We start from the raw sequence: 15,413 nt of genomic DNA on the forward strand, positions 1-15,413 counted from the left end.
CTTGAAGCGGCAGGCATAACCCATGGGTGTCTCCGAACCCTTCATCCGCCGGCCGATTGCGACCTCGCTGCTCGGCATCGCGCTTCTGATCGGCGGGCTGCTCGGCTATTTCGCACTCCCGGTCTCGGCGCTGCCGCAGGTCGATTTCCCGACCGTGCAGGTGACGACGCAGCTGCCGGGCGCGAGTCCGGACGTGATCGCCTCGCTGATCACCGCGCCGCTGGAGCGGCAGCTTGGGCAGATCCCGTCGCTCTCGGCGATGAACTCGACGAGCTCGTTCGGCGTCAGCCAGATCTCGCTGCAGTTCGAGCTCAACCGCGACATAGACGGGGCGACGCAGGACGTGCAGGCCGCGATCAATGCCGCCGCGGGCGTGCTGCCGAGGACGCTGCCTTACCCGCCGACCTACGCCAAGGTGAACCCGGCGGATGCGCCGGTGATGACGCTGGCGCTGCGCTCGGACACGATCTCGCTGCGGGTGATGAGCGACATCGCCGACACCATTCTGGCGCAACGTTTGAGCCAGATCTCCGGCGTCGGGCGCGTGTCCGTGCTGGGCGGGTTGAAGCCGGCCGTGCGCATCCAGGCCGATCTGGCGCGCCTTGCAGCCTACGGCATCGCGATGGAAGATCTGCGCACCGCGATTGCCAATGCCAATGTCTCGGGGCCGAAAGGCTCGCTCGACGGCGCGCAGCAATCCTACATCATCGCCGCCAACGACCAGATCGCAGCGGCCGAAGCCTACAAGCCCGTCATCATCGCCTATCGCAACGGCTCGCCGGTGACCATTGCCGACGTCGCCCAGATCGTCGACGGCCTCGAGAACGACCGCACTGGCGGCTGGTACCAGGGCACGCCGGCGGTCATCCTCGACATCCAGCGCCAGCCCGGCGCCAACGTCATCGACGTCGTCAGCCAGATCCGCGCCGAGATCCCGAAACTGCAGCGCGCGATCCCGGCCGGCGTGAATCTCACCATCGTCTCCGATCGCACCGTCACCATCCGCGCCTCGGTGCGCGACGTACAATTCACGCTGGTCCTTGCCGTCGTGCTGGTGACGCTGGTGGTGCTGCTGTTCCTGCGTTCGTTGCGCGCGACCGTGATCGCCGGCGTCGCGCTGCCGCTGTCGCTGATCACGAGCTTCGGCATCATGTATTTTGCCGGCTTCAGTCTCGACAATCTGTCGCTGATGGCGCTCACGATTGGCACCGGATTCGTTGTCGACGATGCCATCGTGATGATCGAGAACATCGTGCGCCACATGGAGAATGGCGACGGCGCGATGGAAGCCTCGCGCAAGGGCGCCAGCGAGATCGGCTTCACCGTGATCTCGCTGACGGTGTCGCTGATTGCGGTCTTCATCCCGCTCCTGTTCATGTCGGGCCTGGTCGGGCGCATGTTCCGCGAATTCGCGCTGACCTTGACGATTGCGGTCGTGACCTCGGCGGTGGTCTCGCTGACGCTGACGCCGATGATGTGCTCGCGGCTGCTCAAGCACGCGCACGAGGAGCTGGCCGTGCCGGGACTGGCCGCGATCAGCCGCTTCATCGACCGCACGGTCGACGCCTATCACGGATCGCTGTTGTGGGTGCTGGAGCGCCAGCGCGCCACGCTGGTCGTGACCTTCGTTACGCTGATCGCGACCCTGGTGCTCTATGTCGTCGCGCCCAAGGGCTTCCTGCCGCTGCAGGACACCGCGTCGATCACGGCGGTGACGGAGGCGGGGCCCGACGTGTCGTTTGCGGAGATGAAGAGGCGGCAGGCCGAGGCGGCCGAGGCCATCAGGGCCGACCCTGATGTGGTCGGCGTGGTCTCGGTGATCGGTGCGGGCTCCGTCAACCCGACCACCAATGTCGGCCGCCTCGTCATGAGCTTGCGGCCGCGCGGCGAGCGCCGCGACGATGTCAGCGTGGTCGTGACCCGGTTGAAGGAGCGGGTCTCCGGCATCCCCGGCATGACCGTCTATTTCCAGCCGGTGCAGGACGTGCAGATCTCGACCCAGTCGAGCCGCTCGCAATACCAGTACACGCTGACCGGCACCGATGCGACGCTGGTCTCGGAATGGGCGCGCAAGCTGGTTGCGGAGATGCGGCGCGATCCCTTGTTCCGGGACGTCTCCTCCGAGGCGCAGGAGGGCGGCCTGCGGGCGCAGCTCGATGTCGACCGCACGCGCGCCGGCCAGCTCGGCGTGAGCCTGCAAGCAATCACCGACACGCTGAACGACGCCTTCGCGCAGCGGCAGATCTCGACCATCTACGGTCAGGCCAACCAGTACCGGGTGGTGCTGGAGGCGCTGCCGATGTATCAGCGCGATCCCTCGATCCTGTCGAAGCTCTATCTGCCGGGTGCCGCGAGCGCCACCGCGGGCGCGCCCAATGCCCAGGTGCCGCTGTCGGCCGTGGCGACGCTGAAGCGGACCACGGCGCCGCTCGCGATCTCGCACCAGGCGCAATTCCCGTCGGTGTCGCTCAGCTTCAACCTGGCGCCCGGCGCGGCGCTCGGCGACGCCGTCGAAGCCGTGAAGGTGATCGAGACCCGCATCGGCGTGCCGGGCAGTATCGTCGGCGTCTATGCCGGCGATGCCGCCGAATTCGCCAAGGCACTCGCCGGCCAGCCCTGGCTGCTGCTCGCCGCCGTCATCACGATCTACATCGTGTTAGGGGTGCTCTACGAGAGCTATATCCATCCGATCACGATCCTGTCGACGCTGCCCTCGGCCGGCGTCGGCGCCATCCTGGCGCTGATGCTGTGCGGACAGGACCTCTCGGTGATCGGCCTGATTGGCATCATCCTCTTGATGGGCATCGTCAAGAAGAACGCGATCATGATGATCGACTTTGCGCTCGAGGCCGAGCGCGGGCGGGGCATGTCGCCCAGTGAAGCCATTGTGCAGGCCTGTCTGTTGCGCTTCCGTCCGATCATGATGACGACGTTGGCGGCGCTGTTCGGGGCGCTGCCGCTCGCGATCGAAAGCGGCACCGGCGCCGAGCTGCGCTTTCCGCTCGGCATCTCCATCATCGGCGGCCTGCTGCTCAGCCAGCTCCTGACACTTTACACGACGCCCGTGATCTATCTGGCGCTCGATCGTATCAACCGTCGCCTCGAGCAGGCGCTGCCGCCGGCTGGATCCGGCGGCCCGCCGGTCGCCGGCGCGACCGAGGGGATGCAGTGATGGCATCGATCTCGGAGCCGTTCATCCGCCGTCCGGTCGCGACCACGCTGCTGTCGATCGGGCTGTTCCTGCTGGGTGTCGTCGCCTACCGGTTCCTGCCGGTCGCCTCGGTCCCGAACGTCGACTTTCCCGCCATCTTCGTCTCCGCCAGCCGGCCCGGCGCCGATCCGTCCGTGATGGCGGCGACGGTGGCGTCGCCACTTGAGCGGCGGTTGGGAGAGATCGCCGGCATCAACCAGATCACCTCGACCTCGAGCCTCGGCACGACCAGCATCCAGCTTCAGTTCGACATCGGCCGCAACATCGACAAGGCCGCGCGCGACGTGCAGGCGGCCATCAACGCCGCGATGGTCGACCTGCCGAGCGACCTGCCCACGCTGCCGCGTTTCCGCAAGGCGAACACGGCCGGCGCACCCATCTTCGTGCTGGCGTTGACCTCCAAGACGATCTCTCCGTCGGCGATCTACGACGTCGCGGATAGCGTGTTGGCGCAACGCATCTCGCAGGTGCCGGGCGTCGGCAACGTGTCGATCTCCGGCGCCGACCAGCCGGCCGTGCGCGTGCAGCTCAACCCGGTTGCGCTGTCCAATGCTGGAATCGCCACTGACGACGTGCGAACCGCGATCATCGCCGCCAACGCGCTCGGCCCCGTCGGCATCTTCGAAGGCGAGCGCCAGAGCGAGACGCTGTCGCTGAACAAGCAGATGCGCACGGCGAAGGAATTCCGCGACATCGTCATCAAGAGCTCGGGCAATAATTTCGTGCGGCTGTCGGATGTCGCCGACATCGAGGATTCCGTCCGCAACGTCCGCTCGATAGCCTGGTTCAACAGGCAACCGGCGGTTCTGATCCAGATCACCAAGCAGGGCGATGCCAACGTCATCGACACCGTCGACCGGGTCAAGGCGCTGATCCCCGAGCTGAAGCAGTGGATCCCGGCCGGTGTCGAGATCTCCACCCTGGTCGATCGGACCGGCACGATCCGCGCCAGCGTGCTGGACATGCAATGGACGCTGCTGGCAACGTCCGTCCTGGTGATGGTCGTCGTGTTCGTGTTCCTGCGGCGGCTGACGCCGACCATCGCGGCCGGCATCTCGGTGCCGCTGGCACTCGCCGGGACTTGCGCCGGCATGTGGGTCGCGGGCTTCTCCATCGACAACCTGTCGCTGATGGCGCTCGCCATCTCCGTCGGCTTCGTTGTCGACGACGCCATCGTCATGATCGAGAACATGTTCCGCAACCTCGAGCAAGGCATGCGGCCGTTCCGGGCGGCGCAGGAGGGCGCCAAGCAGATCGGCTTCACCGTGGTCTCGATCAGCCTGTCGCTGATCGCGGCCTTCACGCCGCTGATCTTCATGGACGGCGTCGTCGGTCGGCTCCTGCGCGAATTTTCGCTGACGCTGACCTTCGCCATCCTGGTCTCGACGCTGGTGTCGCTGACGGTCACGCCGATGATCTGCGCCCATTACATCAGGCAGGCCACCTCCGGCACGGCAACGCTGTTCGACCGCATCATCGAAGGCGCGCTGTCGCGCACCATCGTGTTCTACGCCCGCACCCTGCGCACCGTGCTGGAATTCCCGCTGCTGACGCTGCTGGTGTTCTTCGCCACCATCGCGCTCACGGTGACGCTCTACATCAAGGTCCCCAAAGGCTACTTTCCCACGGACGATTCCGGCTTCATCATCGGCGCGACGCGCGCCTCGGCGGACACCTCGTTCCAGTCGATGCTCGGCCTGCAGCAGCGGCTCGCCGAGATCGTGATGAAGGATCCCGCCGTGGCCGGCATCGGCTCGACGGTCGGCAGCGGGGGCCCGGGGCCGGCGACTTCGAACCGCGGCACCATGTTCATCAGCCTGAAGCCGCCGGAGGAACGTGGCCACGTGTCGACTGAGGTCGTGATCGAACGGCTCAGGCGCGCACTATATCCCGTGCCCGGCATCCGCCTCTTCATGTTCGCTGCCCAGGACGTGCGGGCCGGCGGGCGTCAGAGCGATTCCGACTACCAATATACGCTCACCAGCACCGATCTCGGCCTGTTGCAGAAATGGGCGCCGATCGTGGCCAAGCGCCTGGAGAGCGTGGAGGGCATCACCGACATCTCCAGCGATCGCGATCCCGGCGGGCTGCAGCTGACGCTCGCCATCGACCGCCAGAAGGCGTCCGCGCTCGGCGTCAAGGTCCAGGACATCGACAACGCGCTCAACAACGCTTTCGCACAGCGGCAGATCTCGATCATCTACACCCAGCGCAACCAGTACATGACCGTGCTGGAGATCGATCCGAAGTTCCAGGTCGATCCCAGCAATCTCGATCGCATCTACGTCGCCGGCGCGGGTGATGCGCAGGTGCCGCTGTCGGCCGTGGTGCGCGCGACGCGTGGGCTCGCTGCGCTCGCCGTCTATCATTCGCAGTCGTTCCCATCGACCACGGTGTCCTTCAACCTGATGCCGGACGTGCCGCTTCAGGCGGCGACCCAGAACATCCAGCGCGCGGTCGACGAGTTGCACATGCCCGAGGGCATTCGCGGCAGCTTCGACGGCAATGCCGGCGATTTCGCCAGGACCAGCGGTCGCCAGCCGCTCCTGATCCTCGGCGCGCTGGTCGCGATGTATATCGTGCTCGGGGTGCTCTATGAGAGCCTCGCCCATCCGCTCACGATCATCTCGACACTGCCATCGGCCGGCTTGGGTGCGCTGCTGGCCTTGCAGCTCACCAACACGCCGCTGACGGTGATCGCCTTCGTCGGCATCATCCTCCTGATCGGCATCGTCAAGAAGAACGGCATCATGATGGTGGACTTCGCGCTCGATGCCGAGCGCCAGCGCGGCCTGTCCTCGGCGGAGGCGATCTTCGAGGCCTGCCAGGCGCGCTTCCGCCCGATCCTGATGACGACTATGGCGGCGCTGTTTGCCGGCATTCCGCTGGTGATCGCGACCGGCCCCGGCACGGAGCTGCGCCGCCCACTCGGCATCACCATCATCGGCGGCCTGTTCGTCTCGCAGATCCTGACGCTGTACACGACGCCCGTAATCTACCTCCTGATCGACCGCCTGCGGCGGCGATCCGAGCCGCGTCCGCTGGCGGCCCCGGCGGAATAGGTTGTTGCAGCGCCGCGCGAAGCGTATAGCGGCGCCATGTCCAATCCGCCTGACACTACCGCCGCGCCGGCCGAGCCGATCCCCGAATGCCCGCATTGCCAGAAGCCGATGCCGCTCTGCATTTGCGACAGCGTCACGCCGATCGAGAACCGGCTCTCGCTCCTGATCCTCCAGCATCCGCAGGAGCAGGACAGGGCGCTCGGCACGGCGCGGCTGCTGGCCAGGCATTTTGCCGATGCAACGGTGCGGGTTGGCCTGTCCTGGCCGAGCCTGTCCAAGGCGCTGGGACGGCCGGTCGAGAACGCCTCGCACTGGGCGGTGCTCTATCTCGGCTCGGCACGCGCGGCTGATCTCGATGCCGAAGGTGAGATCGTCGCGCTCAACCGCAAGGGCGAGGTCGCGGAGAACCAGCGCGCGATCCTCGGCAAGCTCGAAGGCGTGGTCCTGCTCGACGGTACCTGGAGCCAGGCCAAGGCGCTGTGGTGGCGCAATCCCTGGATGCTGAAATGCCAGCGCGTGATCCTCAATCCGGCACGTCCCTCTCGCTACGGGCGCTTGCGCAAAGAGCCGCGCCGCGACGGCCTCGCGACCATCGAAGCCGCCGCGACGATCCTCGCCGCCCTCGAGCGGCGCCCTGATATCGCCGAGACGCTTCATGCCAGTTTCGAGCGGATGCTGGCTCGCTACCGCGAGGTCCAGGCCGAGATGCCGGAACTGGCACCCAAGCCTGCGCCCAAGGGCCGCCGGCGCGACTTCCGACGCGGCAAGCGCGCCTGATTTCGGCTGGACATTTCGCTGTGCTACCCGCGGGCCGTGGGGTTGCCTAAGCCATTGATCCCCTATATTGGTCCGCCCTTACGAGGCCACGTGGCGGAGTGGTTACGCAACGGTCTGCAAAACCGTGTACACCAGTTCAATTCTGGTCGTGGCCTCCATCACAAGTCTCTGATTTTCCGCAAAATTTGGACTTATAGGCGGTTCCGCCGAGCCGCAGCTCCAGTGAGCCACCGGGTTTGCCCGGGGGCTTGGCGGAAAGGTGCGATTCAGGTCCTCTGGCATAGACTTCGCATCTGCGAAAAGACGCATCCAAACCCTGGAGCTGGAGAGCACGTGGGCGACGTCGTTCGATTTGTCCCGAAATCCGAGCTGGAGCGGGCCCGCCTCATTGCTGAGGCGCGCGCGATCTATGACAGCATCTTCCCGCCGGCTGCACCCGACCGGGCGCCGCAGCAGGGCGAGGAACGCGTCAAGACTTGATCGGGGCTGCGCCGGTCCCCGGCGCTCGGTCATGCCGAACCGCCCGAAAGGCGGACGCATCGGTTCACTTCAAGTGGCCTCAGCAGGCCGCGTACCAGTCGTCGGGGAAGGGCAGGAGGGGCCAGGCGCCCTCGTTGTCATTGGCAGCCTTGTTATTGGCAGCCTTGGGCGTCGTGTCGAAACTCCACGAGCGGGGCACGTATTGCTCCACCGGCACGGGCGCGAAATCCTCAAAGACCATGGCGTCCCGGACAGCATCCAGCAGCAGATTAAATTCGGCTTCGCTCATCACACCCTCGCAGAACGCGGACGGCGCAATGTCGCAAAGCCGGTTTGTTTCCGGATTGACCCGATCGTTCGCATTTTAACGATGCGGCGATCGGGACCCGAATGGTTAGCGATTCCTGAAAATCCCCGGGGCAACCCTATGTGCCCGCCGCCGCGCAGCGGGCGTGAAGGAGATCACATTCCCCGCGGTTTATTTCTCGTAACCCCTTTTGCACCGTACGGCCAATGCAGGCCGGAGCGGGCAGTGCAGAGCGGGAGACTGGTCATGAAGGCGAGGTTCTTGCGGTTTGCGGGCGTGAAGAGCCGGGCGCGGGGCGCCTCGACGGTCGGGCTGTTCCTGACGCTGTTTGCCTCTGCGGCCCATGCACAGGGAACGGCGGAGCAGCGGCGGGCCTGTACGCCCGACGTCTACCGGCTCTGCGCCGGCGAGATCCCCAACGTCCGCGCCATCACCGCCTGCCTGCGCCGCAACCGCGCCAGCCTCAGCGAGGCCTGCCGATCCGTGTTCGACCAGGCGGGTGGCTAAACGGCCCGGCTTGTGGGCTTGTGCGCAGCAAGTGCCTCGCAGGGGCTCGCGAATCCGTCACAGGCACCCTGTGGATATGCTGTGGATTTGCTGCGGATGCTGGACGTGGATGCTTCGTACCGTCGTCGGATCTTGGTCGGCAATAGTCATATCTCCGTCAAATGAGCGCACCGAATGATTCGGCGATCTGGCAGATCGCTGCGGCGGCCAGAGCTCCTCGCAACGGCGCGTCGAGAGAATGACGGCTTACCGGAACTCCACTGCATTCGTCTCAAATTTCAACCGAAGCGTGCATCAAATCTTGATCGGCCGTCCGCTAGGGATGATCGGCCGCCTTGAACGCAGGCCCTCGTCGTCGCGACTAACCGACAGAGTGCATAGGGATCAGCAGAACGTGACCGAGCTTCCTCTTCCTAAAGCACCAAAATGGTGCTTTAGTGCTTTCCATGAGCCAATCGCCCCGAAACGCGCCGTCCGCACTGCGTTACCGGCTTGCCCCTGACCCGGCCGCCAAGGCCGCCATCGAGGCGACATTCCAGGCCTATGACCGCATGATGGAAATCCTCGACGAGGTGGCGCGGATCCACAATGTGGGTTCCAATGTGGTCCTGCTCCATGCCCATGCCTATGAGCCGATCCGCAAACAGACGGCGCTGCCTTCGCGGCTGGTGACGTTGGGGCTGCGCGACCGCGCGGAGTATCGCGCCGCGCAAGGGCGCCGCCTGCCGCTCGACGACAAGCTCGCGAAGATCAAGGGGCCCGCCACCATTTCGATTGCGACCGTGCAAGGGCGCTTCAGCGTGCCCTTCGACTACGCCGGCTATGCCGAGGGCTGGGGACAGAGCGTGCCGGCGCGCCTCATCCGCACCGACGACGGTTTCGAAGTTCACTACGGCGTCACGCCGAACAGCCTGCCAGAGGAGGAGAACGCCATGGATACCATCGCTGCCGCTCCCGACAATTTCCTGTCCCGAGTCGGGCGCCTGATTGCCGGGATCGCGTACGATGCGATCGAGCAGGCGGAGGGCAAGAACAAGCTGAAGGTGGTCGGACAGGCCATCCGCGAGATCGAGCGCGCCGAGACCGAAGCGCGCGATGCGCTCGCCGCTGCCCGGGCCGAGGAATATCGCCTCAACGCGCGCCGCAGCGAGATCGAGCGGGCGATGACCGATCTGACCGCCAAGATCGAGGCCGCGATCGCAGACGGGCGCGATGATCTCGCCCGCGCCGGCATCGCGCGGCAAATGGACCTGGAGGCGCAGTTCGAGGTGCTCTCTCGCGCCATCGACGAGAACAACGAGAAGATCGAGCAATGCGTCACATCGCTCCGCGCGGTGCTGTCGGCGCTCCAGGATGCCGAGCAGCGCCGCGCCGATCTCGAAAAGAGCGAGGCACAGGCCAGCCCACAGACATCGACGTCGTCGCGGAAATCCGGCGGCACCTCCGCTGCCGCGAAGGCGCTGCGGGCGGGCAGGGCAGTGGCACGGGCCACCGGCGTGCCGCCGGGAATTCCTTATTCGAGCGACATCGACGAGCTGAGCACGCTCCATCGCGACAAGGAAATTGCAGCGAGGCTGGCCCGGTTGAAGTCGGGCGGCTGAGTGCGGTGTCATGAGCGCTCTGCTCGAACACGTCATGGCGCCTGAGGTCAGGCCGTTCGCGATTGCGGCGGCCATGATCGTCATCGTCGGCTCGGTCGAGGTGATCTCGATGCTGATCGGGGCCTCCTTGAGCGAGATGCTGGGCACCAACATCGATTTTGCTCACCCCAGCGACAACGGCGTGCTCAACGCCATCTCCTGGATCAATGTCGGCGGCGTGCCGCTCTTGATCTTCCTGCTGCTGCTGCTCGGCGCCTTCTCCATCACCGGATTCCTGATCCAGGACCTCGCGCGAATGGTTGCGGGTCCCTTACCGGCGACGGTCGCCTCGGTCGGGGCCGTCGTGGTGTCGGTTCCGCTTGTGCGCGCCGCCAGCAGGACCATCGCGCGGGTCATTCCCAAGGACGAAAGCTACGTCGTCGGCCTCGGCGATCTGGTCGGCCGCATCGGGGAGGTCGTCGTTGGCCCGCTCGACCAGGGGCCGCCCGGCCGCGTCAGCGTCGCCGACATCCACGGCAACCGCCATTTCGTCTCGGCGGTCGCGGCGCCGCAATCGGGACCTTTGCCCCAGGGAACCATGGTCCTCCTGGTCGACCGCGATGGCACGCGCTTCGTCGCGGTGAAGGCCGACGATGAACTCAAGCCGTCCAACCCCACTCTAAGCAATTAGCAAGTCCCACAGCGGAGAACGTCATGTTCGACATCGCAGTCCCGGCCGTGATCGGCGTCGCGCTGATCGTCGTCCTGGGGATCGTCTTCACCATTCTCTACAAGCGCGCTACCCGCGACGAGGCCTTCGTGCGCACCGGGCTCGGCGGCAAGAAGATCGTGCTCGACGGCGGCGCCATGATCCTGCCGATCTTCCACTCCTATGCCAGCGTCAATCTGAAGACGCTGCGCCTCACCGTCGAGCGCAAGGAGCGGGAATCCCTCATCACCAAGGATCGCCTGCGCGTCGACATCGTTGCCGAGTTCTACGTCCGCGTCCGTCCCGACGAGGAGAGCATTGCGCTTGCAAGCCAGACGCTGGGCGCGCTGACCAACGATGCCGAGGCGCTGCGCAACCAGGTCGAGGCGAAATTCGTCGACGGCCTGCGCTCGGTCGCCGCGACCATGAGTATCCTGGAGCTCCAGGAGAAGCGCTCGGACTTCGTCAAGCACGTGCAGTCCACGGTCGAGTCTGACGTGAAGTCGAACGGGCTCGAGCTGGAATCGGTGTCGCTGACCAAGCTCGACCAGACCGACGTCAAATTCTTCAACCCGGAGAACTTCTTCGACGCCGAGGGTCTGACCCAGCTCAAGACGGTCACCGAAACCCGCCGCCGCGATCGAAACGCGATCGTGCGCGATAACGAGGTGGCGATCGCGCAAAAGGACCTCGAGGCGCGCCAGCAGACCCTCGGGATCGAGCGGACCAAGAAGGAAGCCGAGCTGTCGCAGGAGCGCGACATCGCCAACAAGACGGCGAGCACCCGCGCCGAGGTCGCGACCGCGACGCAGACGGCGCGTCTGACCGAGGAGAACGCTCGCATCGACACCGATCGTGCGGTTGCCGAGAAGGAGGCGGGTGCCAAGCAGGTCAAGGAAACCGCGGTGATCGAGTCGGAGCTGGCGATCAACAAGCGCAAGACCGACGCCCAGCGCGAGATCCAGATCGCGACGCAGGAGAACGAGATCCAGATCGCGGCGAAGAGCAAGGAGACGTCGGAAGCCGTCGCCGAAGCCAAGACCGCCGAGGCGCTGGCCGTCTCCGCGGAGGAAAAGGTCGTCACCGCGCGCGCCATCGAGGTCGCCGATCGTGCCCGCCTGACCCAGGTGCTGGCCGCACGCACCGAGGCCGAACGCAAATCGACCGAGCTGATCGTCGCGGCCGAGGCCGAGAAGAAGGCCTCGCTCGATCGCGCCGAAGCCGTCAAGACGCTGGCCACCGCCGAAGCCGAATCCAACAAGATCAAGGCGGTCGGCGTTCGCAACATCGGCGAGGCGGAAGCCGCCGTCATCACCATGAAGAACGAGGCGCAGAACAAGCTCGGCAACAACGTCATCGATTTCGAGATCGCCAAGAAGCGGATCGAGACCATGCCGTCCGCGCTGGCGGAGATGGTGAAGCCGATCGCGAATCTCAAGGATGTCCGCATCCTGCACACCGGCGGCGCGTTCGGCGGCAACGGTGCGAGCGGAGGTAATGTCGGCTTCGGCGAAGGTCTGGCCGGCGAGCTGCTCAAGGTCCATGCGCTGCGTCCGATGATCGACGAAATCCTGCGCCAGAGCGGCTTTGCGCCGGACGAGGATCCGGTGAAGGCGCTGGTCGGCGCCGTGACCGGAAAGAGCAACGGCGCGGCCGTGCCGGCGCCGCTGCCGGAGAAAACAAACGCCGCCGAACTATGAATGCCGGTTCATTGCTGCGGAGAATTCGAAGCGATAAACAGGCGGGGCGCGTCTCGCGTCGCGCGAACGTTCCGGAGCGCGGATCGATCGTGTCTTGAATCGGTCGATCTCGCTCCGGACGAGTCTTGAGGCAACGTTTTGTTTGCCACGGCGCCTGCGTCGATCGACATCGGGCGCCGAGACCTGTTTCGATCGGAGAATTTCACAATGAAGCATTTTCTGTCCGGATTGATCGCGATCGCCCTTTCGATCGCCGCCGCGCCGTCGCTTGCGGCCGATGCCCGCAACGTCACCGTGGTCAACGAGACCGGCTATGCCATCAAGTTCCTGGGCTTCAACGCGCCGGATGACGGGCTGGACGAGTGGGAGAACGAGCTCGACAAGGTGTTGCAGAACCAGGCCAGCACTTATGTCGAGTTCGACGACGACGATGAAGGCTGCGTCTGGAACATCCGGGTCGACTGGAAGAACTATGACGAGTCGGTGCTGTGGAAGAACGTCAATCTCTGCAAGCTCACCGCGCTCCGCTTGCGCTACGACCCCGGCACCAAGACCACCTCGTTCCTGGCGGAATAATCCTCGCCCGGTCCCGGCCGGAGGAGCGGCCATTCCAGCTCCCTCCGAGCGCGTTGCGGATGATGACGAATTCGTCCTTTGCAAGCGCAAGCGGCTTTGTTATACGCAGCCGCGCGCGAACGAACGGTTCGCCCTTTTCCTCGGTAGCTCAGCGGTAGAGCATCCGACTGTTAATCGGATGGTCGCTGGTTCGAATCCAGCCCGGGGAGCCATCAGGCTGTTTCCAAGCCTTTCAAAACACTCCAGAACTAAGCAAGCCCTAGGGGTAAGCCACTGAAAAATCAGGGGTTTCAACGTCTCGTTCTGTTCTGCCACTTCCGCCGTGGTCCGGAGCGGCTGGGGATATGGAGGGGGTAGGGGCCTTGTACCCCCAAATTGCCCCTCGGGATCCCCCCAAATTCCGGCGACGGCGTTGGAATAAAGTTCCAAAAGGCACTCTCTGATCGGGTCGTCCTGAGCGCCAAGTCCGAATCGAAGGAATGAAAGCCGGCCGATACCTCCAGAGCCCCTGGCCCTCTTGGTCGTGACCAGAAAGAACAGGCCGCCGGGCGGAGCGGCCGATATAGCTCGGCCGTACCCGCCATTAGCCTCCAGACGGGCACAGCAATCGAGATCATGGGCTTTGCCGTCGGTCGGAGCTATGTCGAGATCAATCCGTTCGTCGGCGTCAACTTCACGACTGCTGGCTCAGGTCCAGCACCGGGGCATTCTCACTCGCGGGCGGTGGACCGCGCAATCTGCGCCGAGACGCAACTGGCTGCGCGCCTGTTGCCGATCTCGTTAGGTGACCGATCGCCTGGCTTGATCTGGATCAAGCCTCCTCGGCGGGCCGCCCCGCTAGCTTTTCAGCAGCGGTCCGTCGGCTTGGAGGCAACGACCCTTGAAAACGCTTCGCCAGCTTCTGTCCGCGGAGGACATTGTCCAACTCGTGATCCGGCTGGGCTTGCTCGGGCTGCTGATCTTTTGGACATTTCTCGTCCTCCGGCCGTTCGTGCCGATCCTGAGCTGGAGCGCCGTGTTGGCGGTGGCATTTCATCCCGTCTTCGCCTGGCTCGCCCAACGCCTCGGTGGCCGTCCCCGGACAGCCTCAGCCGTTCTCACCCTGATCACGCTGGGCATCGTCATCGGTCCCGCCGCGTGGCTCGGCCTCAGTGCAGTCGAAGGAATCCGGGACCTTGCGGCCCAGATCGGCAGTGGCGATCTCGCGCTCCAGGCCGCACCGGAGCAGATCAGGAGCTGGCCGTTGATCGGTCCTCAGCTCTACGCGATCTGGAACGAGGCCTACACGAACATCCGTGCGGCGCTGCGCGAGGTGGCGCCGTACTTGAAACCGCTCGCCGGAGTGATGCTGTCGTTTGCCGGTGACACCGGAATTGGCATGCTCCAATTCCTGCTGTCGGTGATCGTCGCGGGCTTTCTGCTCCCGCACGGCGCGCAGCTCGTCGCCGCGCTGCGCGGCTTCCTGTTGCGCGTCGTGCCCGGCCGGAGCGAGCACTTTCTCGAGCTCGCCGGCGCAACCATACGCGCCGTCGCGCAGGGCATTATCGGCGTCGCTATCCTTCAGGCCTTGCTGGCGGGCATCGGCTTCAAGCTCGCAGAGATCCCAAGCGCGGGACTGCTCGCGGTCGTCGTGCTCTTGCTGTCGATTGTCCAAATCGGCGCCGGCCCCGTTCTTTTCCCCGTGCTGGTCTGGATATGGGTGGACAAGGACGTGACCGTCGCCCTGCTCTTGACTGTCTATCTGGTCGTCGTCGGTCTGCTCGACAACGTGCTGAAGCCGCTCCTCATGGGGCGGGGCCTGACGACGCCGACGCTGGTCATCCTGATCGGGGTCATTGGTGGTACGCTCGCGCATGGAATCATCGGACTGTTCATTGGGCCGATCATCCTGTCGGTGGCCTGGGAGCTCGCGACCGCATGGACAGGAATCGACCGCGCTGCGTCAGCGCGGGTCGATCAGGAAACCGTTGTCGCAAAGGAAACCATCGAGGCACGCTTGGCCTAGGCTAAAATGAGGTGTGTTTCACCCCGATGATGCTCCAATTCCTTGTCGGCACGCTCGTCAGCGTGATCAATATCGGAATCCACGCGCTCGTGACGGTGGTCGCCGTCACGGTGGCCCGCAGTGCCGTCCCGCGCCATACCAAGCGGCCGCGATTGCACCTCATGAGCGTCATGATCACGATCGCCGTCGTGTTGAAGTTCGCCCACATGATCGAAATTCTGATGTGGGCGGCGACCTATCATATCGTGCACGCGGCGACCGCCGACGCGGACATGCTCTACTTCGCGTTCGTCAACTACACCACGCTCGGCTACGGCGACATCACGCCGGTGCCCGAATGGCGGCTGATTGGCCCGCTGACCGCCATGAACGGCGTTCTTCTGTTCGGCTGGTCCGCCGCCATCCTGTTCGAGGTTTTGCTCAGGACGCTCGACCATCTCGGGCTCACGGAAAAACCCGGCGCGGACCTGCCGGGCACCTGAGCCGCGGCGATCGCGAC

General features: G+C 65.1%; 12 protein-coding genes and 2 tRNA genes. 13 read left to right on the top strand and 1 reads right to left on the bottom strand.

The genetic code is table 11. The annotated features are described in order from the left end of the window. Positions 1-22: 22 nt before the first annotated feature. From I6F28_RS20735 to I6F28_RS20755, 5 genes are all read left to right on the top strand, one after another. On the top strand, positions 23-3,172 hold the full coding sequence (locus tag I6F28_RS20735) for an efflux RND transporter permease subunit (RefSeq protein WP_109143813.1): 3,150 nt from the start codon (positions 23-25) through the stop codon (positions 3,170-3,172). Beyond that, positions 3,172-6,273, top strand: coding sequence for an efflux RND transporter permease subunit (locus I6F28_RS20740; protein ID WP_036027981.1), 3,102 nt, complete (start codon positions 3,172-3,174; stop codon positions 6,271-6,273). Before I6F28_RS20735 ends, I6F28_RS20740 begins: the two co-directional genes overlap by 1 nt. A gap of 36 nt (positions 6,274-6,309) precedes the next feature. Beyond that, positions 6,310-7,050, top strand: coding sequence for a tRNA-uridine aminocarboxypropyltransferase (locus I6F28_RS20745; RefSeq protein WP_225140794.1), 741 nt, complete (start codon positions 6,310-6,312; stop codon positions 7,048-7,050). Between the two features lie 84 nt (positions 7,051-7,134). After that, positions 7,135-7,208: transfer RNA gene (locus I6F28_RS20750), tRNA-Cys, on the top strand. Positions 7,209-7,383: 175 nt separating this feature from the next. Continuing rightward, a complete protein-coding gene (locus tag I6F28_RS20755; protein ID WP_167361661.1) occupies positions 7,384-7,530 on the top strand; it encodes a hypothetical protein in 147 nt (48 codons plus the stop codon). 79 nt (positions 7,531-7,609) lie between these two features. On the opposite strand, the gene I6F28_RS20760 is transcribed toward I6F28_RS20755, so the two are convergent. Then, positions 7,610-7,819, bottom strand: a complete 210-nt coding sequence (locus I6F28_RS20760; RefSeq protein ID WP_036027983.1) for a hypothetical protein — start codon at positions 7,817-7,819, stop codon at positions 7,610-7,612. Positions 7,820-8,083: 264 nt separating this feature from the next. Between I6F28_RS20760 and I6F28_RS20765 the strand changes: the two genes are divergently transcribed. The 8 genes from I6F28_RS20765 (at position 8,084) to I6F28_RS20800 (ending at position 15,396) form a co-directional block, all read left to right on the top strand. Next, positions 8,084-8,344 carry a hypothetical protein gene (locus I6F28_RS20765; RefSeq protein WP_025036239.1) on the top strand — a complete coding sequence of 87 codons (261 nt, stop codon included), beginning with the start codon at positions 8,084-8,086 and terminating at the stop codon, positions 8,342-8,344. A gap of 437 nt (positions 8,345-8,781) precedes the next feature. Next, positions 8,782-9,945, top strand: coding sequence for a PspA/IM30 family protein (locus tag I6F28_RS20770; RefSeq protein ID WP_109143810.1), 1,164 nt, complete (start codon positions 8,782-8,784; stop codon positions 9,943-9,945). 10 nt (positions 9,946-9,955) lie between these two features. Further along, positions 9,956-10,615: an OB-fold-containig protein gene (locus I6F28_RS20775; RefSeq protein WP_225140796.1), complete on the top strand. Its 660-nt coding sequence runs from the start codon at positions 9,956-9,958 to the stop codon at positions 10,613-10,615. 23 nt (positions 10,616-10,638) lie between these two features. Continuing rightward, positions 10,639-12,333 carry a flotillin family protein gene (locus I6F28_RS20780; protein ID WP_225140798.1) on the top strand — a complete coding sequence of 565 codons (1,695 nt, stop codon included), beginning with the start codon at positions 10,639-10,641 and terminating at the stop codon, positions 12,331-12,333. Between the two features lie 207 nt (positions 12,334-12,540). Next, entirely contained in the window at positions 12,541-12,909 is a 369-nt protein-coding gene (locus I6F28_RS20785; protein WP_036027987.1) for a hypothetical protein, read from the top strand. A 137-nt stretch (positions 12,910-13,046) separates the two neighbouring features. After that, positions 13,047-13,121: transfer RNA gene (locus tag I6F28_RS20790), tRNA-Asn, on the top strand. A gap of 716 nt (positions 13,122-13,837) precedes the next feature. Beyond that, complete coding sequence (locus I6F28_RS20795; RefSeq protein WP_225140800.1) at positions 13,838-14,914, top strand: AI-2E family transporter; 1,077 nt, start codon at positions 13,838-13,840, stop codon at positions 14,912-14,914. A 26-nt stretch (positions 14,915-14,940) separates the two neighbouring features. Next, positions 14,941-15,396, top strand: coding sequence for a potassium channel family protein (locus I6F28_RS20800; protein ID WP_225140802.1), 456 nt, complete (start codon positions 14,941-14,943; stop codon positions 15,394-15,396). Positions 15,397-15,413: the final 17 nt, after the last annotated feature.

This window comes from Bradyrhizobium sp. NBAIM14, assembly GCF_020193895.1.
GTDB lineage: Bacteria > Pseudomonadota > Alphaproteobacteria > Rhizobiales > Xanthobacteraceae > Bradyrhizobium > Bradyrhizobium yuanmingense.